The organism is Streptomyces sp. RKAG293 (assembly GCF_023701745.1).
Lineage (GTDB): Bacteria > Actinomycetota > Actinomycetes > Streptomycetales > Streptomycetaceae > Actinacidiphila.
Window position 1 is genome coordinate 8,082,511 of record NZ_JAJOZB010000001.1, and the last position, 26,102, is coordinate 8,108,612.

Consider the following 26,102-nt stretch of genomic DNA (forward strand, 5'->3'; position numbering starts at 1 on the left):
CGGTAACGGCGGGCTGAATTCTTCTCATCAACCCACAGCGTGGACGCCCCCTTGAGCTGGATTCGAGGGCCGGTACACATCCTCGGACGCATCGCCCGGAGTGACCCGAAAGGAACCTGCTGTGAACGTACGCGCGACGTTCCACAAGCCGGGACGGCGGCCATGGTGACGGTCCTGCGGCGCGCCGGTGCCGGGGAAGGCGCCCCGGCGGTCCCGCACCTGAGCCATTCGTCCTGGGAGCTGGCGGCCCGCTTCGACCGGGAGCTGGGGGACCCGGGCGACCCGGCCACCGTCTTCTCCTACCAGGAGGCCGTCCGGCTGGACGACGCCGAGGAGTTCCCCGACGAGGCGTGTGCCGCCCTCGACGCCTGGGGCCTCGCCGACTACTACGTGCCCGCCGACTACGGCGGGGTCCTCACCGGCTTCGAGGACCTGCAGCAGCTCATCCGGATGCTGGCCCGGCGCGATCTGACGGTCGCCGTCGGACACGGCAAGACCTTCCTCGGCTCGGTGTCGGTGTGGGTCTCCGGCGACCACGCGGCGGCGGTCCGGCTCGGTGCGCTGGTCAAGGCCGGTGCCCGGGTCTCGCTCGGGCTGACGGAGCGCACCCACGGCAGCGACATCATGGCGGGCGAGCTCACCGCGGAGCCGGTCGGCCCCGGCTACCGCGTCAACGGTGAGAAGTGGCTGATCAACAACGCCACCCGCGGCCGGCTGCTCAGCCTGCTCGCCCGTACGTCGCCCGTCGGCGGCCCGCGCGGCTTCACCCTGCTCCTCCTCGACAAGGAGGAACTGCCCGAGGAGACCTACCGCTGCCTGCCCAAGGTGCCCACCCACGGCATCCGCGGCGCGGACATCAGCGGCGTCGTCATCCAGGACGCCGTGGTGGGACCGGAGGCGGTGGTCGGCGGGGCCGGCGGCGGTGCGGAGCTGCTCCTCAAGTCGCTCCAGCTCACCCGTACGCTCTGCCCGTCGCTCTCACTCGGCGCGGCCGACCACGCGCTGCGGCTGGCCATGGAGTTCGCCAGTGAGCGGGTGCTCTACGGCCGACGGCTGACCGAACTCCCGCTCACCCGGCGCACCCTGGCCGAGGCCTACGCCGACCTGCTGGTCTGCGAGGCGCTGAGCACGGTCGCGACCCGCAGCATCCACGCCCTGCCGAGCGAGCTGAGCGTCACCTCCGCCGTCGCCAAGTACCTCGTGCCGACCATCATCGACGGACAGGTCGCCTCGCTGGGATCCCTGCTGGGCGCACGGTCGTTCCTGTCGGGCGAGTTCGCGCACGGCAGCTTCCAGAAGGTGGCCCGCGACCACCGCATCGTCGGCATCTTCGACGGCAACACCCTCGTCAACCAGTACTCGCTGGTGGCGCAGTTCCGTTCCCTGGCCCGCAACTACCTCGGACCGCTGGACCACCGCCCGCGGCTGGGCACCCTGTTCAACCTGAGCCGGCCGCTGCCGCCGTTCGACCCGGAGCGGCTCACCCTGCTCTCCCGCTACGGCAGCAGCGTCCTGGGCACCCTGCCCGCCTCCGTGACACGGCTGGCGGACGCGGCGCTGCTCGACCCGGCGCTCGGCGGCGCCGCCCGGTGCGCCGCGGAACTGCGGGTGGCGGCCGACGCGCTGCACCGCAGGATCGCCCGCCGGATGGAAACGGTGGCGGCCGCGTCACCCGAGAGCTTCACCGACGCACGCAAGTACGGGCTCTGCTTCGCCGGGGCCGCCTGCCTGGGCCTGTGGTTGCACAGCCACCGTGAGGCCGAGGCGGGCGGGACCGGCGGGCTCTGGCAGGACGGTCTGTGGCTCGAAGCCGTACTGAACCGGCTGCTGGCCCGCCTGGAGGCGCGCCCGGCCGCGGGCGCCGCGGAGGACCCGCTGTTCGAGCGGCTCTACACACAGCTGACCCAGCAGTACCAGGACGGCAGTCTCTTCTCGTTGCTGCCCTGCCCGATAGCCGAGGGACCGCCATCATGCTGAAGGACAACAGCTCCCGCCCGCAGCCGGGTCCCGTCCCGGACGCCGCGCCGGCGCAGCCGGCCGGGCTCCGGTCGGTGGACCCGGCGGAAGTCGCCATCCAGGCCAGGGTCGCCGAACTGGAGCAACTGCTCGGCGACCCCCGCGACCCGGACAACCCCTTCGGGCACGACGCGCTGCTCGCCGCCGACGACCGCAGCGAACTCCTCCCCTCCGCGGAGGACGCGCTCACCGGCTTCGGCCTCAACCACGAGTTCGTGCCGGTGGAACTCGGCGGGCGGCTCGCCCGGGTGGACACCCTCGCCCGCGTGCTGCGCCCGGTCTTCCGCCGGGACGCCTCACTGGCGCTGGGCTACGGCGTGACGTCCTTCCTCGCCGCGGTCGCGGTGTGGGCGGCCGGCACGCCGGAGCAGCGCCGCTGGACCGCCGACCTGCTGATGGGCGGCGGCCGGCTGGCCATCGCCTACCACGAGCTGGCCCACGGCAACGACTTCGTCCGCAACGAGTTCACCGCACTCCCCGACGGAACCGGCTTCCGGCTGGACGGCCGCAAGGAAGTGATCAACAACGCCGGGCGCGCCGAGGCCCTCGTGCTGTTCAGCCGCACCGCGAAGGAGGCCGGCGCCCGCAGCCACTCGGTGCTGCTCGTCGACAAGGGCGTGCTGCCCGCCGACCGGTTCGAGCACCTGCCGCGCTACCGCACGGTCGGGGTGAAGGGCTGCGAGATCGGCGGCTTCCACTTCCGCGACTGCCCGCTGCCCGGCGACGCGCTCGTCGGCGGTCTCGGCGAAGGCGTGGAGATCGCCCTGCGGTCCTTCCAGATCACCCGCAGCGCCATCCCCGCGATGGTGCTGGCCGGTGCCGACACGGCGCTGCGCACCGTCGTCGGCTTCGCCGTGGACCGGCAGCTGTACGGACGTTCCGTACTGGAGATCCCGCACGCCCGGTCCACCGTGGCGGGCGCCTTCACCGACCTGCTGATCTGCGACTCCCTCGCGCTGGCCGCCACCCGGGCGGTCCATCTGCTGCCCGGCCAGACCAGCGTGTACGCGGCGGTGGTGAAGTACCTGGTGCCCAAGTTCCTCCAGGACGCCACCTACGACCTCTCGATCGTGCTGGGCGCCAACTTCTACGTGCGCAACGGCGAGTACGGCATCTTCCAGAAGCACGTACGCGACCTGCCGATGACCAGCCTCGGACACGCCGGGACCGCCGCCTGCCAGGCCACCATCATCCCGCAACTGCCGCGGCTGGCCCGCAAGTCGTGGTTCGCCGGCGAACCCGCCCCCGCCTCGCTGTTCCGCAGCTGGGAGGGGCTGCCGCCGCTCGACACGAGCCGGCTGTCGCTCGCGGCGGACGGCGACGCGCTCGCCGCCTCCCTGGTGACCGGGTACGACTGGCTGCGCGCCACCGGCAGCGGGGGGACGGACGCGGCCGCGCTGATCGAACTCGTCCGCTCGCTCGTCGAGGAACTGCGCGAACTGCAGGGCGAGTGCACGGAGATGCCGCCCGAGGACCGCACCGTACTGGCCAGCCCGCACGCCTACGCGCTCGCCGACCGGTACGCCCTGGTGCTCGCGGGATCCGCCGTCCTGAACGTATGGCGCGAACAACTGGGGGGCGGCTCGCCGTTCCTGGCCGACCCGGCCTGGCCGACGGCCGCGCTCGCCCGGATCGCCCGGCGGCTGGGGCTGCCCGTCCCGGAACGCACCCGGGACGAGGTGGACTGGCTGCTCGGCGAGGTCCTGGACCGCTACCACGGCGAACGCAGCTACGACCTCTACGACAGCCCCCTGGCCGGTTGAGCGGCACCGAGACACAAGAGGAGTCGGACATGGTGGTTCCCGGCAGCGCCGTCCAGGAGCGGGAGTTCCGCGGGTGGCTCCTGGAGAAGCTCGGCCAGTACCTGCGGCGCCCCCCGGCGGACATCGACATCAGCGTGCCCTTCGCGGAGTACGGCATCGACTCGGTCGCCGCGCTGAGCATCTTCGGTGACATCGAGGACGCATTCGGCCTCTACCTGGAGCCGACGGTGGCCTGGGACCACCCCACGGTGCAGTCCCTCGCCCGCTATCTGGCCTCCGAATCCGCCCGCAGCGCCACCGGCCCGCTGACGCAGGCCCCCTACGGCGAACCGATCGGCGGGAACCAGGCGGGCGGCGACCCGAGCGACCCCCGCGACACCCCCGGGACGGCGGGCCGGCCGCGGAACACCCCGGGAGGTGGACCGCGGTGAACCCGATCGCCGTTCTCGGCCTGGACTGCCGCTTCCCAGGGGCCCCCGACCCGGGGGCGTACTGGGACCTGCTCGCCGCCGGAGCCGACGGGGTCGGGCCGAGACCCGCCTCCCGCCGGGTCGGGGACACCCGGCGGGCGAGCGGGCCCGCGGCCCGGCCCGACGGCGGATTCATCGACGACGCCGACGCGTTCGACCACGCCTTCTTCGGCATCGGCCGCGCCGAGGCCGCCGCCATGGACCCCCAGCAGCGACTGCTGCTGCAGACCGCCTGGCGCGCACTGGAGGACGCCGGCGTCAACCCCAGGGACCTGGCCGGCAGCGGCACCGGCATCTACGTGGGCGCCATGGCCGACGACTGGTCCCGGCTGCGGCTGGCCGACGACGCGGCGATCACCCCGCGCACCGGCACCGGCGCCGGCCGGGCGATCCTCGCCAACCGGCTCTCGTACCAGCTGGACCTGCGCGGCCCCAGCCTCACCGTCGACTCCGCCTGCTCCTCCGCGCTGATCGCCGTGCACCTCGCGATGGGCGCGCTGCTGTCCGGCGAATGCGACATCGCCTTGGCCTGCGGGGTCAACCTGGTGATGTCCGACGTCCTCGACGAGATCTACGGGCAGTCCGGGCTCGCCGCCCCGGACGGCCGCTGCAAGCCCTTCGGCGCGCAGGCCAACGGCATCGGCCGGGCCGAGGGCGTCGGCGCGGTGGTCCTGCAGCGACTGGCGGGCGCCCGCGCAGCGGGCCGGCCGGTCCGGGCGCTGCTGCTGGGCAGCGCCGTCAACCAGGACGGCCGCAGCAACGGCATCATGGCCCCGTCCCGGCGCGCCCAGCGCGAGGTCATCCAGGCCGCCTGCCGGCGGGCCGGGGTCGAGCCGCAGCGGATCGGCTGGGTCGAGGCGCACGGCACCGGCACCCCCGTCGGTGACCTCATCGAGGCCCGCGCGCTCGGCGACGTGTACGGCGGACTGCGGCCGGAACCGTGCGCGATCAGTTCGGTCAAGGGCAACATCGGCCACGCCGAGGGCGCGGCGGGCATCGCGGGCCTGATCAAGGCCGTGCTGGCGCTGGAGCACCGGCTGGTCCCGCCGGTCAGGACCGCGGGCGGCGAGCACCCGGGACTCGACCTGGCGGCGCACGGCCTGCGGCTGCTGACCGAACCGCTGCCGCTGCCCGAGGGCGAGATGCTCGCCGCCGTCTCCAGCTTCGGCATGGGCGGCAGCAACGCCCATGTGGTGCTGTCCTCCGCACCCCGCCCGACCGCTCCTCCCGTCCCGCAGGACCGGGACGCCGAAGACGGCGAGCACCCCGGGGTCTTCACCCTGACCGCGCCCAACGCCGAGGCGCTGCGCCGCAACCTCGTCGTCCAGGCCCGCTCGCTCGCGGCGCGCGCCCAGGAGCCGGTCACCCCGCTGTGCTGGACCAGCAACCTGACCCGTACCGGCATGGCGTACCGGATCGCGATCCCCGCCGAGGACACCGCCGGGCTCGCCGCCGCGCTCGACGCCGCCGCGGAGGCGGGGGAGGGGGTGCCGGAACCGCCGGAACCCCCGGTCGTGGCGTTCCTCTACACCGGCCAGGGCGCCCAGTACCCGGGGATGACCAGCCGGCTGTACCGCGAGTCGCCGCTCTACCGGCGCCACCTCGACGAGGCTTCCCTGGCCCTGGAACCGCACCTCGGCGGATCGATCACCGAACTGCTGCTCGACCGCGACGAACGGGTGCACCGCACCGGCTGGACCCAGCCCGCCGTCTTCGCCGTGCAGTACGCGCTGGCCGGCTACCTGGAGGAGCTGGGAGTGCGGCCCGGCGCCGTACTGGGGCACAGCATCGGCGAGTTCGCGGCGGCCGTCACCGCGGGCGCGCTCGGCCTGGAGGACGCCGCGGCGCTCGTCGCGGCCCGCGGCACCGCCATGGAGGCGCTGCCGGAGGGCGGCGGGATGCTCGCGGTGCGGGCACACCCCGACGACCTGCGCGAAGTCCTCGCGAGCGAACCGCTGGTGGGCCTGGGCGCCGCCAACGGCGCCGCCGCGTCCGTGCTGTCGGGTGATCTGACGGCCATCGGCAGGATCCGCGACCAGCTCGGCGCGCGCGGCGTCGGCTGCACCCCGCTGAAGGTCTCGCACGCCTTCCACTCGGTCCTGATGGACCCGGTGCTGCCCGGCTTCCGCACGACGGCCGACCGGATCACCGCGGGAGAGCCGCGACTGCCGTTCTTCTCCACCGTCCGCGGCGGACTGCTCGCCGGCCGGCCGCTCGACGCCGACTACTGGTGCGAGCACATCACCGGCACCGTCAAGTTCGCCGACGCCGCCGCCGCGCTGCTCGGCTCCGGCGTCACGCACCTCGTCGAACTCGGCCCCAAGCCCGTCCTGCTGCCGCTCGCCCGGCGGCTGCCCGGTGGCAGCGCGCTGCCCGGGATCTCGGTGGTCCGCGACGCCCAGAGCGGCGCGCTGACCGCGGCCGAGGCGGCCGCCGCGCTCTACACCGCCGGCGTCGACATCCGCTGGGAGCGGCTCTACCGTCCCGAGGACCAGGTCCACGCCCGGCTCGCACCGCAGAGCTTCGACACCACGGCCCGGTTCTGGCACGAGCCCCCCAGGCCCGCGGCGGCGCCGGCCGGTGAACCGGGGAGCCCGGTCCTGTCGCTGGTGCGCGCCGACTCCGGCCCGCGGGCGCCCGAGCACGACGGCGGCGGGCTCGCCGAGGCGGTGCGCGAGACGGTCGCCGGGATCACCGGCGCCGAGGAGGGCACCCTGCGCGACGACGACCGGTTCTACGACGATTTGGGCTTCGACTCGGTGATGTTCATGGAGCTCAAGTACCGGCTGGAGGAGGCGGTACCGGCGCTGGGTGAGCTGTCGATCCCGGAGATGATGTCGAGCCTGGTCTCGGTCACAACCCTCATCGGCTATCTGCGTGAGCAGCTCGCCCGGGTCCCCGCCTGATGACCGGGCGCCCGCCCCCGGAGCCCGGCATGCACCTGCTCGCGGCGGCCACCGCGCTGCCCGGCCCGGCGATCGGCAACGACGCGCTGGCCGGGCGGCTCGGGCTGTCCGCCGAGTGGGTGGAGATGTTCATCGGCACCCGGACCCGGCACTTCGCCGTGGACCTCGCGGGCGGCGTCGGCTGCCTGCTGGCCGACCTGTGCGAACAGGCCGCCGTCCGCGGTCTGGAGCGGGCCGGACTGACCGTGCGCGACCTCTCCTTCGTGGTGCTGGCCACCGCGACCCCGGACTCCCTGATGCCCACCACGGCCGCCGTCGTCGCGGACCGGCTGGGCGCCGCCGGCATCCCCGCCTATCAGCTCCAGTCGGGCTGCTCCGGCGCCGTCCAGGCGTTCACCCTCGCCGAGGCGCTGCTCGCCCAGGAACCCGCCGGGTCCGGCGGCGGGCCGTACGGACTGGTGCTCGGCGGGGACGTCTGCGCCAAACACCTGGATCTGGAGCAGGACTTCCGCCGGATGCCGCCCGCCCAGCTCGTCAACTACGTGATCTTCGGCGACGGCGCGGGCGCCGCCGTGGTGAGCGCCGCCCCGGCCCCCGGCAGCGCCGCCTTCCACGGGCTCGGGAACCGACTCGCTCTGCCCGGCCAGCCGCCGGGCCAGCACGTCGAGTGGTACGGCGCGGCCGACCGTGACAGCGCGCTGCCGCCGGTCTCCGAGGACTACAAGGCCGTCGAGTGCCTGGTCCCGGAACTGGCGCAGCGGGTCTGCACCGATCTGCTGGACACCCTCGGCTGGTCCGCGTCCGAACTCGGCTATCTGCTGCCCCCGCAGCTCGGCGGTCTGATGACCCGGCGGATCACCGCGGCGCTCCGCGAGCGGCTCGGGGTCGAGAAGGCCGTCGAGATCTCCTGCGTCGCCGACACCGGGAACACCGGGAACGCCCTCGTCATGAGCCAGCTGGAACAACTGCTGCCGCTGCTGACCCCGGGCGCGCGGGCGCTGTGCGCCTGCGTCGAGTCCAGCCGGTGGATATCGGCCGGCTTCGCCCTGGAGGCGTCATGAGGACCGTGCGGCACAACCGAATGAAGGAGGAGGCACAGTGACAGGAGTCGAGGACATGATCACCCTGCTCAACCGGGAACTGGGCCTGTTCCTGCGCCCGGAGGACGCCGGGGCACCGCTGGACGCGCTCCCGGGCTGGGACTCGCTGCTGCTGTTCCGGCTCGTCGCGGTACTGGAGGAGGAGGCCGGCCGGCCGCTGCCGGTCGCCGAGCTCGTCACGGCCGGCAGCCTCGCCGAGATCCACGCGCTGGCGGCGGGGCTGTGACGCCCCAGGCCGCCTCGGGTCAGGCCGGGACCGGCCGGGCCGCGACCCGCCAGGACACCGCGCGATCCGACCGTGCCCGCCGCCACACCCGGTACTTCCTGCGGTGGGCCCGCGCCGCCGCCCCCGTACACCTGGGCGCCGACATCGACATGACCGGCGTTCAGGCACACCGGGCCGCGGCCCGTGCCGAGGGCCGCCGGTACTCCGTCGTGAGCTATCTGCTGTACGCCGCCGGCCGGGTACTGGCCGACCACCCGGAGGCCAACGCGACGACGGCCGGCGGGATCGTGCCGCGCACCCTGCGCTACGAACGGGTGCACGCGAAGCTGGCCCTCGACAGCGGAACCGCCGACGAGGGCCGGCGCGCGGTGCGGGTGGCGGTGCTGCCCGACGTGGACCGGCTGGACCTGGCCGGAATCCAGCAACTCGTCGACCGCCACCGGAACGGAGCCGCCGAGGACCTGCCCGGAGCGGAGGGGGTGCGCCGGCTCGGCCGGCTGCCCCCGCCGCTCGGGCACCTCGCCTTCCGGACGGCCGTGAGCAGCCGGGCCCGCCGGGCCGAGCTGCTCGGGACCGTGGCGGTCAGCTCTCTCGGCCACCGCAGGGTGGACACCTTCCACTCCTACGGTGGTACCGCGGTCACCCTGACCGCGGGCCGGATCGCCGAGGTTCCGGTGGCCCGTGCGACGCGAGTCGCCGTGGCGCCGGTGCTGCGCCTGGGTCTGACCTTCGACCACCGCGTGCTCGACGGCGCGGCGGCCGCCGACGTACTGGACGACCTGGCACTACTCCTGGAGGCATGCGATGCCGCTCTTCCCGGGGGGTGGGACGCCCCCCAACGCCGTTCCGGTGATCGGCCGGCCCATCAGGGTGACCAGTCCGGAAGGCCCGTGGCACCGCGTGGTTGAGGCGCTGAACGAGCGCGGCAGCGTCATGGTCCACGCCCTGCTGTCGGACTGGGTGCCCGAGAACCTCGACGACCCGGAGCTGCGCCCGGTGCTCGGCCGGGACTGGCACCGCTACCAGGCGATGCGCCACCACCATGTGCGGGAGCGCTTCGCCGCCTCCCGGCTGCTGCTCAAACACGTGGCGGCACAGGCGATCCAGGCCCCGCCCGCCACCGTGGAGCTGGCCTACAAGCCCGGCGGCCGCCCCTATCTGCGCGGCTGCGACCAGATCGACATCAGCCTCAGCCACACCGAGGAACTGCTGCTGGTCGGCATCACCCGGCGCGGCTGGATCGGGGTGGACGCCGAGTTGGAGGACCGCTCCATGCTGGTCTCCGGCATCGAACGGCAGGTGTGCACCCCGTACGAGCGCACCATGCTGTCCCAGGTCAGGGAGAGCGACCGCAACCAGGAGATGGTGCGGCTGTGGACGCTGAAGGAGGCGTACAGCAAGGCCATCGGCCAGGGCATGCGGTTCCGGTTCAACGAGTTCGGCTTCGGCCCCAGCGGGCATCCGGTCCAAGTGCTCAGACCGGACGGCTCGCCCGGCACCGGTGAGGAGTGGGCGTTCGGCACCTGCCGCGTCGAAGGCCGCTACACCGCCAGCTGGGCGCTGTACGACGCGGGATTCGGCGACACCGACGACACCCGGGCCGGCACCATGCTCGACGATGGCCTGGTCACCGCGCTGCTGCACCAGCCGGCCGAGGCGCCGCAGCCGGCCGCCGAGGCCACCGCCGCGACGGACGTGCCGCTGACCGGAGCCGGAGTGGCGGCATGACCGCCCCGCCGCCCGCCGGGACCGACGTGGTCGTGGTCGGCGGCGGGCCGGCCGGACTCGCGCTGGCCCTCGCACTGGTCCGGCTCGGGGTGCGCACGACCGTGCTGGAACGCTCCGCCGGCGGCCGCCGCGACTTCCGCGGCGAGTCGCTGTCCCCGGACGGCGTCCGGCTGCTGGACCGCTGCGGCGTCCTGGAACCGCTGCGCGCCATCGCCCTGCCGGTGCGCCGGCTGGAGGTCGCCGACGGCGGCAGGACCGTACTCGACGTCGGCTTCGAGTCCTTCCCCTATCCGTACCGCTTCCCGCTGGAGATCCCGCAGTCCCTGCTGCTCGCCGAGATCGAGGCCGCGGCGGAGCGCCAGGACGGCTTCCGGATGCTGCGCGGCTGGACCGCCAAGGGCCTGCTGTCCACGGACGGCAGGACCGCCGGCGTGCGGGCCGCCGGGCCCGGCGGGGCGGAGTGCGAGATCCGCGCCCGGCTCACCGTCGGCGCGGACGGCCGCTACGGAAAGATCCGCCAACTCGCCGAACTCGACGCCCACGTGCGGCCGCTGGACCGGGACGTGATCTGGATGCGGCTGCCGCGCCCCGTCGAGTGGACGGACGCGGCCTACCGGATCCGGATCCGCGGCGACCGGCACGCCCTGCTGCTCCCCGACTCCGGCGGCACCGTCCGGGTCGGCCTCAACATCCCCAAGGGCGGGCTGCGCGAACTGCGCAGGTCAGGACTGGACGCGCTGCACGAGCGGCTCGGCGAGCTCGCCCCCGAACTGGCGGCGCCCGCCCGGCAGACGCTGCGGGACTGGTCCGACACCGCGCTGCTGGACATCTTCAGCACCACCGTGCCGCACTGGTCGGCGCCGGGCGCCGTACTGATCGGCGACGCCGCGCACACCCTGTCGCCCGTCCTCGGGCAGGGCGTCAACCACGCCCTCGCCGACGCGGCAGCCCTCGCGCCGCTGGCCGCCGCCGCGCTCCACAGCGGGGAACCAGCCGGACTCGACCGCGCCACGGCACAGTTCCAGCGACAGCGGTCCCGCGAGGTGGCCCGCTCCCGGCGGCTGCAACTGCGCCAGGAGCGGATCTTCACCTGGTCGGCCCCGGCCGCCGTGGCGGTGCGCCGCGGCGTCTACCGGGCGCTCGACGGCTCCGCCCGGCTGCGCGCCCGGATGCTGGAGCCGGCGTACTTCGCCGACCAGCGGGCCGAACGGGCCCGCGGCGCACGGCGCGAGGACCACGACGAGCACGAGCAGGAGGCACGGACATGACCACACGGCTCGGTGCCGACGACGCCATCGGCCTGGAGGAACTGCGCGGGCTGTCCCTGCTGCACGCACAGGCCCAGGGCATCGAACCCGGCGCCGCCCAGGAGCTGCTGGCCCGGATCACCGAGCCGTGGGGCGACCGTCCGCGCTCCTGGGGACGCGTCTGGTGCGCGGAGGGCGACCGGCTGGCCGGCCAGGGACTGCACCTGGAGGCCTCCCGCCACTACGCGATGGCCCGCTTCCCCTACCCCGGGGACGCGCCCCGCCAGGAGGCCCAGCGCCGCTGTGTCGCGGCGTTCGACACCTGGCGCGCGGAACAGAACGCCGGCATCGAGCGGCTGGAGGTCCCGCTCGAGGACGGCACCGCCGTCTGCTGGACCGCCGGGCTGTCGGCCACCGACCCGAAACCGCTGATCGTCGTCATGGGCGGCATCGTCAGCGTCAAGGAGCAGTGGGCGCCGCTGCTGGTGCACGCCGAGGCGTTCGGCGTCGCGCTCGCCGTCACCGAACTGCCCGGCGTGGGCGAGAACACCGTGCCGTACGGACCGCGCTCCCCGCGCATGCTCTCCGCGATCCTCGACGCGCTGTCCGGCCGCGCCGATGTCAGCCGCACCGCTGCCATCGCGCTCAGCTTCGGCGGCCATCTCGCGCTGCGCTGCGCCCTGGTGGACTCCCGGCTGGCCTGTGTGGCCACCGTCGGTGCCCCGCTGCGGCTGTTCTTCGAGGACGAGGCCTGGCAGCGCCAGGTGCCCCGCACCACCCTCGCGGCGCTGGCCCACACCACCGGCGTCCCGCCGTCCCTCGTCTTCGGGTACACCCGCGGCTGGGGCCTCACCGACCAGGAGCTCGGTGCGCTGCGGATCCCCGTCCACTACATCGCCGCCCTGCGCGACGAGATCGTGCCGCTGGGCGAGGCCGCCGTGCTCCGGAGGGCGGCCGTCCCGGGCGAGGTGACGGTCCTCGACGACGTGCACGGTGCGCCCGCCCATCTCGACCACACCCGCGGACTACTGCTGGGGGCCGCGCTCGCCGCCGCCGCACCGGCGGCGCCCGGCGCGGTACCGGAAGCCGCCTGATGCCCCCGAACCCCGGCAGCGGAACCGTCCCGCCGGTCGCGCCCACCGCCTCGCGGGGCCGCGTCCCGGACCGGGCACCCGCCCCCGCCCACTGGAGCGGCGCTCCCGCCACCTGGGCGCACCGCCACCCGGCCGGGCGGGCGGTCAGCCTGGCGGTGGGCCTGAGCGCGCTGGGCGGGGCGGTGGCGCTGGGCGGGACACGCGACAAGGTGCTGTGGTTCTGCGCGGTGGCGCCGGACACCGCCCTGCTGATCGGCATCGCCGGCGCGCCCACCTGGCACCGGATGCCGTCCTACGCGGTGCGCCCGTACAACCTGCTGCACTCGCCCGCGGTCCCGGCCGTCCTGCTGACGGCGGCGGCGCTCACCGGGCGCCGCCGCCTCGCCGTCGCGGGTCTCGCCTGGCTCGGGCACATCGGCTGGGACCGCGCCTGCGGTTACGGACCGCGGGACGCGGCCGGCCACGTCACCAGGTGACCGGCAGCGCCGTCAGCCGGTTCACCAGCAGTCCGGTGTGCATCGTGATGTCCTGCTCGGGAACGGCCAGCCGCAGCTTCGGCAGCGCGCGCGCCAGCGTCGTCAGCGCGATCTCCAGTTCGGCGCGGGCCAGCGGCGCGCCCAGGCAGTGGTGGACGCCGTGACCGAACGCCAGATGCGACGGGCCGGGCCGGCCGGGGTGGAAGGTGTCCGCGTCCGGGAAGACCCGCTCGTCGCGGTTGGCGGAGCAGATCGAGGCGATGACGGCGCTGTTGGCGGGGATCGGCACGCCCGCGACCTCGGTGTCGCGCAGGGTCACCCGCAGCGGGCCGCCGTCGCCCATCGGGTTGTGGCGCAGCAGCTCCTCCACCACGGAGGCGGGCCGGCGCAGCAGCGTCGCGAAGCCGTCCGGCTCGCGCAGCAGGGTGAACACGCAGGTGCCGATCATTCCGGCGGTCGTCTCGTGCCCGGCGACCAGCAGCGTCATCGCCATCGTGAGCAGTTCCAGATGACTGAGGCTGCCGTGCTCGTCGTGCGCCTGCACCAGCGCGCTGAGCAGATCGTCGCCGGGCTCGCGGCGCTTGGCGCCGACCAGGTCCGCGAGATACCCCACCAGTTCGTCACGGTTGGCCCGCATCACCTCGGGGGAGTGCGCGGTGAGCGACAGCAGCGCGTCGGACCAGCCGCGGAAGCGGTCCCGGTCCTCGTAGGGCACGCCCAGCAGCTCGCAGATGACGAAGGCGGGCAGCGGGAACGCGTAGGCGCCGATGAGGTCGACGCCCTCACCCGCGGTGATCATCCCGTCGACGAGCCGCTCGGCGGCCTGCTCGATCCGCGGCCGCAGCGCGCGCACCCGGCCCGCGGTGAACTCGGCGGTGACCAGGGCCCGCAGCCGGGTGTGCTCGGGCGGGTCCAGGGTGAACAGGCCACCCGCGTCGAACGGCATCGCGGTCAGTTTCGGGGCCTGCGGGAGGACGGTGGCCGCACGGCTGAAGTCGGCGCCGCCGAGCACTTCACGGACGTCCTCGTAACGGCTCACCAGATACCCCGGGTCGCCGCTGGGCAGGGTGACCCGGGCGACCGGGCAGCCCGCGCGGAGTTCCTGGTAGGCCGGTGGCACCTGCGTCGCGGACGGCCGGGGCGGCGGGTAGGTGGTCACAGTGACACTCCTCGGGGGCGGTGGAGCGCCGGAGCGCGCCCCGGCCGAGCGTCCGCCGCGGGGCTCGTGATCCGGTCGACGTCCCGTCAAGGAAATCCGGTGGCAGCGGATCAGAACTTCCATGACTCGTGCTGGAGTCGTCCTTGAGCGGTCGCGGACACCATGGACGCAGCGCCGGACAGAGGCGCGGAATCCCACGGAGGCCTTAGATGAGCCAGCTCGCCAAGTGGTCTGTCACCTACTTCCTGGGCCCGGTCTACCGGGCGTTGGTGACCTACGGGACGTTCTACGTGCCCATCACCCCGTACCTCTACCCGTCGGGCCGCACCGCGGGGCTGGGACGGCAGCAGCAGCGCCAGCCGGTGCCGAGTTTCGGCGGTCCCGTCGCCGGGCACCCGGAGGCCCTCCGTCCGGATGTCCCGCTGAGCTCCTTCGAACGCGAGGCGGCCCGCCAGCTGGGCCTTGTGCACGGGTTCGAACGCTCCTGACCACTCAGGTTCGAGGCGAGTTTGAGGCGACGCGCCCATTCTGACCCCGTACGGCGACGCCAACGGGGGAGCAGCCTTGTCTGGACAAGCGGACTTCGCAGAGTTAGTGCGGCAGCAGGCCGAGGCGCGGACCGGCCAAGAGGCCTTCGCCTTCATCGGGGAGGCCAGGGACGGGGCCGCGAAGGTCGACCGGATCTCCTACGGCCGGCTCGACCGGGAGGCCCGGCGGCTGGGCGCCTGGCTGCAGGACCACAACGCGGCCGGCAAGCGGGTGTTGATACTGCAGGACCAGGGTCCGCTGTTCATCGCCTGCTTCCTCGGTTGTCTGTACGCCGGAGCGGTCGCGGTGCCCGCCCCGCCGCCCGGCGGCACCCGCCGGCACATCGAACGCGTCGTCGGCATCGTCAAGGACTCCGCCGCGTCGTTCGCGCTCACCGACTCCCGCCACGCGCCGGTCATCTCCCAGCTGCTGGCCGAGGCAGGCCACGGCGACGTGGTGTGCCTGGCGACCGACGCGCTGCCCGCCGACGCCATCGCGCCGGCCGACCCGGACGACTGGCGGCGCCCGGACCTCTCGCTGGACGACCTGGCCTTCCTGCAGTACACCTCGGGCTCCACCAGCGAGCCCAAGGGCGTGATGATCTCGCACCGCAATCTGCTCGCCAACCAGCGGGCGATCCAGCGGGCGATGGGCACCGGCGCCCGGTCCCGGATCGGCGGCTGGCTGCCCTTCCACCACGACATGGGCCTGGTCGGCCATCTGCTGCACCCGCTGTGGCTGGGCGCACAGGGCGTGATCATGCCGGCGATGAGTTTCGTACGGCGTCCCGTGCGCTGGCTGCAGATGGTCTCCGAGTACGGGATCACCACCGGCGGCGGCCCCAACTTCGCCTACGAGCTGTGCGTGCAGCGCGTCACCGACGAGCAGGTCGCCGAACTGGACCTCTCCCGCTGGGAGAACGCCGTCAACGGGGCCGAGCCGGTGCGGGCCGAGACGCTCTGCGCCTTCGCCGAGAAGTTCAGGCCCGCCGGTCTCGACCCCTCGGCGCTCTACCCCTGCTACGGGATGGCGGAGGCGACGCTGCTGGTGTCCGGCGGCATCCCCGGCAGCCGGGCGCCCCAACTCCCGGTGGACGCCGCCGCGCTGGAGCGCCACCGGCTGGAGGACCCCACGCCCGGCCGGCCCGTCCGTACCCTGGTCGGCTCCGGTCTGGTCCGGGACTTCGACCTGCGGATCGTCGACCCGGAGAGCGGCCGGGTGAAGATGCCCGGCGCCATAGGCGAGATCTGGATCCGTGGCGACAGCGTCGCGCAGGGGTACTGGAACCGGCCCGCCGAGACCTCGTACGCCTTCCAGGCGGTCACCGCGAGCGGGGAGAGCGGCTTCCTGCGCACCGGGGACCTCGGAGTGGTGCGCGACGGCGAGCTGTTCGTCACCGGGCGGCTGAAGGACGTCATGATCGTCGCCGGGCGCAATCTGTACCCGCAGGACGTGGAGCGCACCGTGCAGCGGGTGAGCGCCCTGTTCAGCTCGACGGTGGTCTTCGCCGTCGACTCCGACCGCGAGCACGTGGTGGTGGTCCAGGAGGTACGGTCCGGGCGCACCTTCGACGCCGACCTGCCCGGCCTGGTGTCGCAGGTGCAGCAGAAGGTGTCGCGGGAGTTCGCGATGCCGGTGCGCAACGTGGTGCTGGTCAGGCCCGGGACCGTGCGCAGGACCACCAGCGGCAAGCTGCAGCGCGCCGCCATGCGGCAGTTGTTCCTCGCCGACCGGCTGCGGCCGCTGCACGAGGTGGTCGATCCGGACCTGAAGCGTCTGGTGCGGCACGGCTGAGCCGGTTCCCGGCCGGTCCCGGCCAACTCCTCGTCATGGTCCGGACGTCATATCCTGCGCTCTTGGGCACCTGCCCTCCACGTAATCTGCTCATCCGTGTGCTGAACGTGGCCAAATCTGCGATCCTGTCACCCGGAAGTGGGCAGTTGGGAGCCGGGAGGCGCGACGCATGATTCACGTTCTCCTCGCGGAGGACATGCACATGGTCCGCGGTGCGCTGGTCGCCCTGCTGAACCTCGAGGTCGACATCAAGGTCATTGCCGAGGTGGAGTCCGGGGACGAGATCGTGCCGACGTCCGTCCGGATGCGCCCCGATGTAGCGGTGATCGACATCGATCTTCCGGGCATCGACGGTCTGACCGCCGCCGCGGAACTGCATCAGCAGATGCCGTCCTGCCGGACGTTGATCCTCACGAGCCTCGGCAGACCCGGCAACCTCCGCCGGGCCCTGGACGCGCATGTCTCCGGATTCATCCTCAAGGACGCGCCGCCGGCCAAGCTGGCCCAGGCGATCCGCAGTGTGCGCGCGGGGGAGCGGGTGATCGACTCCCATCTCGCCCTGGCGGCCTGGGACACCGGCGAGAACCCGCTCACCCGGCGCGAGGTCGAGGTCCTGCGGCTGACCGCCAACGGCGCGGAGGCGGTGGAGATAGCCGCCCGGCTGTTCCTGTCGGTCGGCACGGTGCGCAACTATCTGACGACCATCCTCGCCAAGCTCAACGCGCGTAACAAGGTCGACGCCATCAGGATCGCCCGCGACGCGGGCTGGCTGTAACGACCGGACGCTGGGGCGGCGGGTGGACCGCCCCGCCGGCCGCCGCGCGTACCGGACCGTCGGTCTGCTACGCCGCCGCGCCGGCCAGCGGTACCAGCGCGACCAGCCGGAACCAGCCGTCCTCGGCCGCCGCGGCGTTGAGCGTGCCGCCCAGTTCACCGAGCCTCGTGCAGAGGTTGTCGAGCCCTCGGCCGTCCCGCCGGGTCGCGACCGGCGGCGAGCTGTTGAGCCCGTCGTTCTCCAGCCGCAGGCGCACCACGCCCTTGTCCAGGACCACTTCGATGACGCAGTGCTGCGCCTTGCTGTGCCGCAGCAGGTTCGACACGCCCTCCCGCAGCACGGTGGACAGCACCGTGTTGACCCGGTCCTCCAGCGGCCCGCAGTCGACCGTCACCACGGTGGCGATGTCGGCCGAGACCAGTACGGCCCGGGTGGCGGCTATCTCGGCGGCCAGCGACATGTCGCGGTATCTGCTGGCGACCATGCGCACATCGGACAGTGCCTGACGGGAGATGGCCAGCATCGTGGAGATCTCCTCGCAGGCCCGCTCCGGCTGGCTGTTCACCAGCCGGTAGACGAGCTCTCCCTTGAGGGTGATCGCGGAGAGGCTGTAGCCGAGCAGATCGTGCAGATCCCTCGCGACCCGGTCGCGCTCCTGCGCCACCGCCAGCCGGGCGAGTTCGGCGCGGGCCCGCTGCACCTCGACGAGCAGGTCCACCAGCCGGGTCAGCCCGAAGATCGACAGGCCGATGATCGCGGCGCCGCAGCCGTAGTAGAAGGAGGTGAACGAATCGGCGCCGAGCTGTTTCTCGATCAGGAACAGCGTGACCGACACCGTTCCCGCGCTGATCCATCCGGCGGCGCCGGGTATCCAGAGCAGGAGGGATCCGGAGAAGAAGCCGGGCATCCCCACCCAGCTCTCCTTGAAGATCAGGAAGGGGATGTAGGTGAGCAGGCCCTGCGCGGACAGCGTCCAGATCCAGTAACGGGGTCTGGCGCCACCGCGATTGGGCAGCGAGTGCAGATTCTGCAGCAGGAACAGCAGGATCAGTATCGGGATCCCCAACGCGATGTCACGCGTCGCGACATGCCGTCCCAACATGCTCGATATCGCCAGCGCCAGATAACCGAACGTCGTCAGCGCGACGATGACCCGGCCGAGCCGGGGCACAGGAATGTCGCCACCTGACAGATCGTGTTCTACCTGCCCCCGTGCACCGACCATTACTTGTCTCCCCTGCAGCAATGGATCAGCGGTCATCGTGCTGAGCACCAGGCCGTGCCGGAAGACTACTCGCTACGGGATGAACTTGAATTGCTGTTGCCGCGCATCTGTCGCCCCAATCGCTGTCATTGACCGGGTAGCCCATGGCACTTTCTGCCGCGGCGGTGGTGTCGTCCGGTGCCAGCGGGCCGAGCAGCAGCTCGCCGATACTCGATTCCTCGCGCCAGTCAAGACCGAACGCCTGGGCGGACGTTTCGATGTCGCCGCTGCCCAGCGGCAGCGGAGCGAGCCGCATCGCCGTGGCCACCAGGCACATCGTCTGCTGGACCACGCCCACGTGCTTGAGCGCGAGGGCGTACCACATACCGCTGTATTTCCAGGACAGCCTGCGGAAGCGCGCGGTGATGGTGATGAGGACCTGGGGTGTCGTGGTCATACCCGCGGCGGCGCTCGCATGCGCCAGGAGTTCGGCGGCTGAGTTCGACGGGTCGTCCAGCTGTACGAGACAGTGGCCGTAGGGGTCGTAGTAGTAATTGCCGGGCGCCAGTCCCGCGCAGCGGCTGAGCGTGATGTAGCACTCCAGCTCATAGGCCGATCCGCCGCTTGGATAGGGCCGGCTACTGGCGGGATAGGAGGCGGGCTCCAGACCGATACTGCTGTACAGCGAACGGATCCGCGCTATCCGGTAGAGGAACTCGCCCAACTGTCGTTCATTGAGCGGCTCCTCCGCGTAGGTACGGGTGGACCGTCGGGTCTCCAGCACCGCGGTCAGCGGCGGGTCGGCCGCCAGCACCGCGTCGAGATCGGGCCGGAACAGCGGGATACGCTCCCCGTCCGGAGTGCTCTTGACGGCCGGTTCCGGGGACAACTGGCCGAGGTAGGGGAACGTGGCCCCGAAGTCGCCGTCGTGCCGGCCGAGCCGGGTACGGGTGTGGAAGAGCAGCTCGTTCGGTGTCCAGGTGATGAGTGAGGGATCGTGGTCCTCGGCGAACACCACCGCGCCGTTCTCGTCGTGCTCGCCGAGCGTGACCATGCCGGCGGCGGTGAGATAGGCGACGATGTCCGCGACGACGCCGTCCGCGACCGGCAGCGCGGCCGTCGCGGCCTTCAGAGTGGTGGCCTTGCCGAGCACCCCGACCACCCAGGCGGCCTCGGGCCGGTGGAACTGCGCCCGGTGCAGGGACAGCGCGGACTCCAGGACCAGCAGCTCGTCCCTGGTCTGCAGTACCGCGAACCGGGAGAGCCGCAGCGGCTGGTCGGGCGGCACCGACCGGATGTCCAGCCGGGCGCCGCGCGCGATCGGAACCATGTCCAGCAGCTGCGGTTCTGTGTCGTCCAGACCCAGGGAGCGGACGACGAGGTAGGAGATGCTGTCCAGTAACGCCAGCAGCCGGGCCCGGTCGCTCGCCGTGATCTCGGCGTACGGCCGGGGGGTGGCGCGCAGGATGTTCTCCAGATCGACAGGTCCGAAGCTCATCCTGCGCAGTGACTCGTAGACCAGTTCGTCGGAGCCGGCCACCATCACATCACCCCACCGGCTGTGCAGCACCGCCCCGCCGGCGGAGGACGCCCGTTCCAGATGGACGTCCTCCCGTAGCGACCACAAGGAGACCCTGCGCAGGTCGGTGCCTACGTCGGGGCGTGGTTCTGGGTGCACAGGGGGTCTCCTTCAGCTGCGGTGGTACGGACGCGATGTCAGAGGAAGAGAGGAACCGGATTCAGTTTCTCGTACCCCAGTGGCGTCGTGCGACGGCCCAGCAGAACCGGGACGTCGAACAGGCGGCCCGGTGCGAAACGGGCCCAGAAGTGGCGCAGTCCCGGCACGATGACCTTGACGACCGGCAGGCCGATGTCGGGCCTCGTCTGGTCCAGGACCAGTAGTTCCATGCCCTTGGCCTCCACCATGCGCTGGATGGCCATGACGTCGTCGAGCAGATCCGGGCGGGCGGCGTACGCGTAGTCGCCCGGAGTGCGCAGCGGAGCCCCCGGATCGGGCAGCAGATACGGCTGGTTGGCGACGGTGGCCGTACGGCACCACTCCAGGATGTCGTCGCCGGTGCAGTCGTAACCCTGGCCGTCCGGGCGGGCGTTCATGACGTAGGGCAGCATCTGGTCGAGTTCGGTGAGCGCCCGGCGCAGCGCGACCCGCATGTCGAAGTGCGCGCCGAGCCCGATCACGATGTCCTCGTCCTCCTTGTCCGTGCGCCGGGACAGGGCCGCCACCGTGGGGATGCCGAAGTCGGCGGTCAGGTCCAGGGCCCACACCTCGCGGTTGCGGCCCGCGTACAGCGCGCGCCGCTCCGCGATCCAGGGCTCCTCGAACGCGCTGAGACTGAGCCCCGGCTGGCAGGTGCGGTTGTACCACCACAGCGCCGTCGAGTCGCGCTCCACGAGTTCCAGGAACCCCTGGACGATGGCGTCCTCCAGACTGCTGCCGGCCGCACAGCCGTTGGAGTCGGCCGAGCAGAAGCCGCGGCCGGACGCCCCGGGGGTGTTGTAGTACATGAGGCTGGTCGGCAGCAGCCGCTGCCGGCGCTCGGTGAGCGACCAGACGGGAGTCCAGTCCACCTCCGCGTCGGCGTCGAACACCTGGTTCACCTGGTGGAAGTCGCCGTGCGTCGCGTTCCAGCCGTCCCGGTCCGCGTACTGCCGCTCGTCGAAGAGCTGGCAGCGGTTCGGGTGGATGGCCCGGTCGCCGAGGTTCCGCAGTGAATCGCGGACCCGCAGCTCCTCGCCGGTGAAGACGCCGGAGAATCTCTCGAGCGCCTCGCACAGCGCCCCGACCTCGGCCTCCACCGACGTGACGCCCTTGCCGGCGCTCATGCCGCGGAAGCCCTGCCGCAACGAACGCAGACCGGGCGTCCCCAGCGCCATGTTGTGCCCCGCCCGGTACACCTGGAGTCCGGGTGGCGCGGCCGGGTCGGGGCCGAGCTGACTCACCACCCCGGTCACCGGGCTGACGTGCGACCGGTAACGGGCCAGCACGTTCTCCGGGGAGGCGGACCGGTCGCCGCTGCCGTTCGCGTACGCCTTGGTGCGCGAACGCAGTGGCAGCGGACGACCGATCCGTTCGGTGCTGCGTGCCGGATCACCGCAGTGGGTGCACTGCGGGCGGCGCTGTACCGCGTGATGACGGGCCGTCATCGTGAAGTTGTCCAGGGTGAGGACGGACTGCTGCCCGTGATAGCGGTGTCCCGCCATCCATTTCGCCGCTTCGAGCGCCACCATGTGCAGTCCCACCCCCTGACTCGGGGGTATCGAGGCCTGCGGAATCAGCAGCGGACCGGAACGGCCCAGAGTGCGCTGAACGTGGTTCTCCACTTCCCGGTGACCGCGCAGCCGGTGGGCGAGGCAGTTCCAGCACGGGCCCTCACCCGGCTGGAATACGGGGCCGAGCCAGATGTCGGCCCCGTGCGGCTTCGCGAGCAGCCACGGCCGGCCGGCCGCGCGGTGTGCGGTGTCGACGGCGGCCAGTTCACTGGCCAGGTAGTCGTCACAGACCACGACGGAGAGGTCGGTGCGCGGAATCTCGCAGCTCGACCCGGCGACCGCCGAGGTGGTGTCGACCGACAGCCCGGTGGCCTGCAGAGCGGCCCGCACCGCACTGCCGTCGACCGCGCCGACCGTGAGGATGCGGACGGATCCGTCCGCGAGCCGGGCGGCGGTCCGAGCACCGTCGAGTCCGGCCAGTTCCCAGAACGCGAGGCCTGTCCTGGCCGGGTTCTCCAGCGTGCGTGCGGTACGCCGGAAGTCGACCAGCGCGGCATTGGCGAGTTGCGCCAACACGTATCCGATCTGCTCCGGAGCGAGTTCCCGTGAGGCGTCCCGGATTATCTCGTTCAATCCCCGGCGGCCGTCCATGAGCGGAGCAACCAGCTCCAACTGAGGACAGTCGATCATCTTCACGTCCCGTTCCGAGAAGAGATAAGTACCCTCACCCGGAATCACTTCAGCGCGCAAATGAGCCTTGAACTCGGTCACAGCAGCATCCCCCTCATGCCTGTCCGGTTTTATTGGCTCAGTTGGCGGCTATTTTGCAGCCCACGCAGCCGGTGCACGCCTTTGCCGTCGATGCGGCGGCGAAGTCCTCGATGACGAGTGCCAGTTCCGGCGCCGGCGGCAGGTCAGGGGTACTGCCGTCGCCGTCGACGTGCAGGCCGAACTCGGCCAGCACCTGGGAGGGGTTCTGGGCGTACCGGATGCTTAAGTCCGGCTCGATCCAACTGAGCGCCACCAGCTCCGCGAAGCGCCAGTCCTGCTCTATTGCGTCCATTCTCGTTCTCCAGTTCTGAGGCGTGTCGACGGCCTGTGGATGCGTTCCTGGCCGTACACCGAGGAGTGTGCGGCTGAAAATTGGGCAGCGAACAGTGGGTCGGTCACGGAACTCATGTGAAGATTTCATGATCTCGGATTCCCGTGCTCCCCCTGAAACCCGTGAAGATCTCACTGTTCAGTCCGATCCCCTAGGTGGGAACCTTTGCTCGTGCTCCTATGTGCGCAGCGATCGCCGGGTCGAGACGACACAACGGCGGCGTGGAACGGGGAGAGGACGGCACCTGTGGAGATCAACGTCTTGGGACCATTGACGGCGAGTGAAGCCGGCACTTCGATTGTGCCCAGCGCCGCCAAGCCGCGGCAGATCCTGGCCGTTCTCGCTCTCAACGCCAACCACGTGGTGACTGTCGCCCGGTTGATGGAGGAGCTGTGGGGATCCGATCTGCCGCGCAGTGCGCCGACGACGCTGCAGACCTACATCCTGCAGCTGCGCCGGAAACTGAGCGCGGCACTCGGGTCGGTGACGGGGGCGAAGGACGTGCTGGCCACCCGGCACAGCGGCTACCAGCTGAGCATGGACGCATCCGCCGTCGACGCCTGGCAGTTCGACCAGCTGACGGTGGCCGGGTACGCGGCATACGAGGCCGGGGACGCCGCTCGGGCGTCCCGCCGGCTGAGCGAGGCACTGAACCTGTGGCGGGGACCTGCACTGGTCGACCTGCAGCACGGGACGCTGCTCGAGGTCGAGGTGATGCGGCTGCGGGAAAGCCGCCTCGCGGCGCTGGAGCGCCGGCTCGACGCTGATCTGGCCATGCGCCGGCACCATGAACTCCTGGGCGAACTGGCCGGTCTCACCGCGGAATTCCCGTTGCACGAGAATCTGCACGCGCAATTCATGCTCGCTTTATACCGGTGCGGCCGGCCCTCGCAGGCTTTGGAGGCCTTTCGCCGGCTGCGGTCGGGCCTGGTGGACGAGTTGGGCCTGGAGCCCTCCGCCCGGGTACAGCGGTTGCAGCGGGCGATTCTCTCGGCGGACCCGGTACTCGACGGGGTTCCCTCGGGCGCGGTCGTCGGGGTGTCGAGTATCGGCTGAGAGCCGGCGCCACCGCCTCCAGCCTGCGTCAAGTCGCTTTCCAGGCGGCCTGTGGACGATCGCGGCATCCGTCCGGATGTGGGCGGGACAAGTCCAGGAGGCGGTCAGCTGTGGGTGGATATCTGGCGGTGAGGCCTAAATCGGCCGCCAGGCTGCGGCTATTCTGTTTCCATCATGCGGGGGGCGGCGCCTTGTCGTTCGCTCGATGGCAGAATCGTTTCGGCTCTGACATTTCCGTCATCCCGGTACGACTTCCCGGACGCGAGACGCGATTGCGTGAAGAACGCGTCGTCGACGGGGAGCAACTGTCGCGGGAGCTGGAAGCAGAACTGGGTCCGTTGCTCGACCGGCCGTATGCCTTCTACGGGCACAGTCTCGGCGCTCTCGTGGCGTACTCCTTCGCGCTCCATCACCACCGGGCGGGCGGACGTCCGCCGGAGGTGCTGGCCGTCGGAGCCTGCTCCGCACCGCATCTGGGGATGCCGGTGCTCGAGGGCGCGGACGTCTCCGAGGAAGGAGTGCTCTCGGTGATGAAGGCCTCCGGCGGTATCTCCAGCCAGCTGCTCGACCGGCCGCAGTGGCTGCGGCTGACCATGACGATCATGCGCGACGATCTGCTGCTCGCCCGCAGCCTGCGGGCCGCGGCGGGCGATCCGCTCCCGTGCCCCGTGCTGGCCGTGTCCGGCCAGGACGACCTGCTGGTATCGCCCGGTGCGGTACACGCCTGGTCCCGCTACGCGCCCGAGGGATTCCGGACGGGCTCGGTGCCCGGGGACCACTTGTTCGTGAGGGACGCCGACCTGGCCGGACTGCTGCGCGACGTGCTCGATGAGCGCCGCCCGCTGGAACCGGCCGTCTGACGCTCGAGAGGAGCCGAGAAGATGGACATTGGTGTACTTGGCCCCTGCCGGGTGACGCAGGCGGGACTCTCCGTCGTCCCGACCGCGATCAAGCCCCGCAAGGTGCTCGCCCTGCTCGCCCTCCAGCCGGACCGGGTGGTCTCGGTGAGCTCGCTGATCGAGGAGTTGTGGGGCGGCAACCCGCCACGCAGCGTGCAGACCACCCTGCAGACCTACATCCTGCAGATACGGAACCTGATCACGAGAGCGCTCGCCGGGGAGGACCAGCCCGACCTTCCGCTCGGCGCCAAGAGCGTTCTGGTCACCGAGGCCGGGGGCTATCTGCTCGACACCCAGGGCGGCGTCGTGGACTCGGTGGAGTACGAGCGGCTGGCGGGCGCCGGCCACCGTGCGCTGGAGACCGGTGACCACGCGGGAGCGGCGGTGCTGTTCCAGCAGGCGCTCGCCCTGTGGCGCGGCCCGGCGCTCGTGGACGTGCAGGTCGGCCCGCTGCTGGAGGCGGAGGTGACCCGGCTGGAGGAATCGCGGATGAGCATCCTCAGCCAGCGCATCGAGGCCGATCTGCGGCTCGGCCGGCACCATGAGATCCTGGGCGAACTCGCCGGGCTGGCCGCCCAGCACCCCACGCACGAGCGGTTGCAGGGCCAGTTGATGCTCGCCCTGTACCGGGCCGGCCGCCGGGGCGGCGCTCTGGAGGCCTACCACCGGATGCGGGTCGTGCTGGGCAGGGAACTGGGCCTCGACCCGTCCTCGGCGCTCCAGGAACTGCAGCAGGCGATGCTGGCGTCGGACCCGGGACTCGAATGCGATTCCGTCGGGTCGCTGCCCGGCGGGGGACCGCTGCGGGTGGTGCGGGCCGGCTGACGGCCGGAGGGGTACGACGACCGGCGTGCTGACAGGGCGGCGGCCCCGGGAAACCGGGGCCGCCGCCCTGTCAGCACGCCGCAGGCGCGGCCAGATGGATCAGGACGCGTCGCGCGCCGAGATCTGGGTCAGGCAGGTGAGCAGACTCCGGTTGAAGGTGGCGATGAAGCCCTCCGGAGTGCCGGTGTCGCGCGGCCGGGTGAGGTACGGGGCGAGTTTGCGCTCGACCTCCTGGACGCCGGGCTGCGAGGCCATGAAGCGGGCGACGTCCTGCAGGTCGCCCTCGTACTCGATGACGCGGACCATCGTGGCGTCCCTGATGAAGACGGCGGTGGCGAGGATCCGGGTGGTCTCCTCACCCTCGCTCTTCACGACCGGCGATCCGACCCGGCGGAAGCCGCCGAAGATCTCCCCGATCTCCTTCTCGTACCCGGCCTTGATGTCGTAGGTGATGGCGGCGAACGGCATGGGCGGCCTCCGAGGCGGTGAGGGGAACCGGCGGA

The 26,102-nt window shown here is 72.0% G+C and carries 23 protein-coding genes; 17 read left to right on the forward strand and 6 right to left on the reverse strand.

What is annotated here, in order from left to right:
• The first annotated feature begins 162 nt into the window (after positions 1 to 162).
• Genes LNW72_RS35640 through LNW72_RS35690 form a run of 11 tightly spaced genes read left to right on the forward strand, consistent with a single transcriptional unit; the run spans position 163 to position 13,026 of the window.
• Positions 163 to 1,977 carry an acyl-CoA dehydrogenase family protein gene (locus LNW72_RS35640; protein WP_250979164.1) on the forward strand — a complete coding sequence of 605 codons (1,815 nt, stop codon included), beginning with the start codon at positions 163 to 165 and terminating at the stop codon, positions 1,975 to 1,977.
• Positions 1,971 to 3,779: an acyl-CoA dehydrogenase gene (locus LNW72_RS35645; protein WP_250979165.1), complete on the forward strand. Its 1,809-nt coding sequence runs from the start codon at positions 1,971 to 1,973 to the stop codon at positions 3,777 to 3,779. The genes LNW72_RS35640 and LNW72_RS35645 overlap by 7 nt, the downstream gene beginning before the upstream one ends.
• A 29-nt stretch (positions 3,780 to 3,808) precedes the next feature.
• On the forward strand, positions 3,809 to 4,210 hold the full coding sequence (locus tag LNW72_RS41805; RefSeq protein WP_308402081.1) for an acyl carrier protein: 402 nt from the start codon (positions 3,809 to 3,811) through the stop codon (positions 4,208 to 4,210).
• Complete coding sequence (locus LNW72_RS35655) at positions 4,207 to 7,155, forward strand: type I polyketide synthase (RefSeq protein WP_250979166.1); 2,949 nt, start codon at positions 4,207 to 4,209, stop codon at positions 7,153 to 7,155. The genes LNW72_RS41805 and LNW72_RS35655 overlap by 4 nt, the downstream gene beginning before the upstream one ends.
• A 29-nt stretch (positions 7,156 to 7,184) precedes the next feature.
• Positions 7,185 to 8,216, forward strand: coding sequence for a 3-oxoacyl-ACP synthase III family protein (locus tag LNW72_RS35660; protein WP_250979167.1), 1,032 nt, complete (start codon positions 7,185 to 7,187; stop codon positions 8,214 to 8,216).
• A gap of 37 nt (positions 8,217 to 8,253) precedes the next feature.
• Positions 8,254 to 8,481 carry a phosphopantetheine-binding protein gene (locus tag LNW72_RS35665; RefSeq protein ID WP_250979168.1) on the forward strand — a complete coding sequence of 76 codons (228 nt, stop codon included), beginning with the start codon at positions 8,254 to 8,256 and terminating at the stop codon, positions 8,479 to 8,481.
• Positions 8,478 to 9,389, forward strand: coding sequence for a 2-oxo acid dehydrogenase subunit E2 (locus LNW72_RS35670; RefSeq protein WP_250979169.1), 912 nt, complete (start codon positions 8,478 to 8,480; stop codon positions 9,387 to 9,389). Before LNW72_RS35665 ends, LNW72_RS35670 begins: the two co-directional genes overlap by 4 nt.
• Positions 9,382 to 10,209 carry a 4'-phosphopantetheinyl transferase superfamily protein gene (locus tag LNW72_RS35675; protein WP_250979170.1) on the forward strand — a complete coding sequence of 276 codons (828 nt, stop codon included), beginning with the start codon at positions 9,382 to 9,384 and terminating at the stop codon, positions 10,207 to 10,209. Before LNW72_RS35670 ends, LNW72_RS35675 begins: the two co-directional genes overlap by 8 nt.
• The gene (locus LNW72_RS35680) at positions 10,206 to 11,477 is read left to right on the forward strand and encodes an FAD-dependent monooxygenase (RefSeq protein ID WP_250979171.1); all 1,272 of its coding nucleotides are present in this window, start codon (positions 10,206 to 10,208) and stop codon (positions 11,475 to 11,477) included. Before LNW72_RS35675 ends, LNW72_RS35680 begins: the two co-directional genes overlap by 4 nt.
• Entirely contained in the window at positions 11,474 to 12,550 is a 1,077-nt protein-coding gene (locus LNW72_RS35685; protein WP_250979172.1) for an alpha/beta hydrolase, read from the forward strand. Before LNW72_RS35680 ends, LNW72_RS35685 begins: the two co-directional genes overlap by 4 nt.
• Positions 12,550 to 13,026, forward strand: coding sequence for a DUF4260 family protein (locus LNW72_RS35690; protein ID WP_250979173.1), 477 nt, complete (start codon positions 12,550 to 12,552; stop codon positions 13,024 to 13,026). The genes LNW72_RS35685 and LNW72_RS35690 overlap by 1 nt, the downstream gene beginning before the upstream one ends.
• Here the strand turns inward: LNW72_RS35690 and LNW72_RS41810 are convergent.
• Positions 13,016 to 14,185 (reverse strand): cytochrome P450, encoded by a 1,170-nt coding sequence (locus LNW72_RS41810; RefSeq protein WP_250979174.1) that lies wholly within the window; start codon positions 14,183 to 14,185, stop codon positions 13,016 to 13,018. The genes LNW72_RS35690 and LNW72_RS41810 overlap by 11 nt on opposite strands.
• Positions 14,186 to 14,394: 209 nt before the next feature.
• Here LNW72_RS41810 and LNW72_RS35700 point away from each other — a divergent pair, with 209 nt between their 5' ends.
• From LNW72_RS35700 to LNW72_RS35710, 3 genes are all read left to right on the forward strand, one after another.
• Complete coding sequence (locus LNW72_RS35700) at positions 14,395 to 14,673, forward strand: DUF6059 family protein (protein ID WP_250979175.1); 279 nt, start codon at positions 14,395 to 14,397, stop codon at positions 14,671 to 14,673.
• A gap of 76 nt (positions 14,674 to 14,749) precedes the next feature.
• Positions 14,750 to 16,507, forward strand: a complete 1,758-nt coding sequence (locus LNW72_RS35705) for a fatty acyl-AMP ligase (protein ID WP_250979176.1) — start codon at positions 14,750 to 14,752, stop codon at positions 16,505 to 16,507.
• 169 nt (positions 16,508 to 16,676) lie between these two features.
• On the forward strand, positions 16,677 to 17,282 hold the full coding sequence (locus tag LNW72_RS35710; RefSeq protein ID WP_250979177.1) for a response regulator transcription factor: 606 nt from the start codon (positions 16,677 to 16,679) through the stop codon (positions 17,280 to 17,282).
• Positions 17,283 to 17,349: 67 nt separating this feature from the next.
• Here LNW72_RS35710 and LNW72_RS35715 read toward each other — a convergent pair whose 3' ends face one another.
• The 4 genes from LNW72_RS35715 to LNW72_RS35730 form a co-directional block, all read right to left on the reverse strand.
• Entirely contained in the window at positions 17,350 to 18,453 is a 1,104-nt protein-coding gene (locus LNW72_RS35715; protein ID WP_250979178.1) for a histidine kinase, read from the reverse strand.
• 79 nt (positions 18,454 to 18,532) lie between these two features.
• Positions 18,533 to 20,164: a SagB family peptide dehydrogenase gene (locus LNW72_RS41815; protein ID WP_250979179.1), complete on the reverse strand. Its 1,632-nt coding sequence runs from the start codon at positions 20,162 to 20,164 to the stop codon at positions 18,533 to 18,535.
• Between the two features lie 38 nt (positions 20,165 to 20,202).
• Positions 20,203 to 22,350 carry a TOMM precursor leader peptide-binding protein gene (locus LNW72_RS35725; protein ID WP_250979180.1) on the reverse strand — a complete coding sequence of 716 codons (2,148 nt, stop codon included), beginning with the start codon at positions 22,348 to 22,350 and terminating at the stop codon, positions 20,203 to 20,205.
• Between the two features lie 175 nt (positions 22,351 to 22,525).
• Positions 22,526 to 22,780, reverse strand: coding sequence for a hypothetical protein (locus LNW72_RS35730; RefSeq protein WP_250979181.1), 255 nt, complete (start codon positions 22,778 to 22,780; stop codon positions 22,526 to 22,528).
• A 285-nt stretch (positions 22,781 to 23,065) separates the two neighbouring features.
• Here LNW72_RS35730 and LNW72_RS35735 point away from each other — a divergent pair, with 285 nt between their 5' ends.
• The 3 genes from LNW72_RS35735 to LNW72_RS35745 all read left to right on the forward strand — a co-directional run bounded on the left by LNW72_RS35735 (position 23,066) and on the right by LNW72_RS35745 (position 25,599).
• Positions 23,066 to 23,875, forward strand: coding sequence for an AfsR/SARP family transcriptional regulator (locus LNW72_RS35735; RefSeq protein WP_250979182.1), 810 nt, complete (start codon positions 23,066 to 23,068; stop codon positions 23,873 to 23,875).
• Between the two features lie 128 nt (positions 23,876 to 24,003).
• Positions 24,004 to 24,735, forward strand: a complete 732-nt coding sequence (locus LNW72_RS35740; protein ID WP_250979183.1) for a thioesterase domain-containing protein — start codon at positions 24,004 to 24,006, stop codon at positions 24,733 to 24,735.
• Between the two features lie 21 nt (positions 24,736 to 24,756).
• On the forward strand, positions 24,757 to 25,599 hold the full coding sequence (locus LNW72_RS35745; protein WP_250979184.1) for an AfsR/SARP family transcriptional regulator: 843 nt from the start codon (positions 24,757 to 24,759) through the stop codon (positions 25,597 to 25,599).
• Between the two features lie 99 nt (positions 25,600 to 25,698).
• On the opposite strand, the gene LNW72_RS35750 is transcribed toward LNW72_RS35745, so the two are convergent.
• Positions 25,699 to 26,067, reverse strand: a complete 369-nt coding sequence (locus LNW72_RS35750) for a SchA/CurD-like domain-containing protein (RefSeq protein ID WP_250979185.1) — start codon at positions 26,065 to 26,067, stop codon at positions 25,699 to 25,701.
• Positions 26,068 to 26,102: the final 35 nt, after the last annotated feature.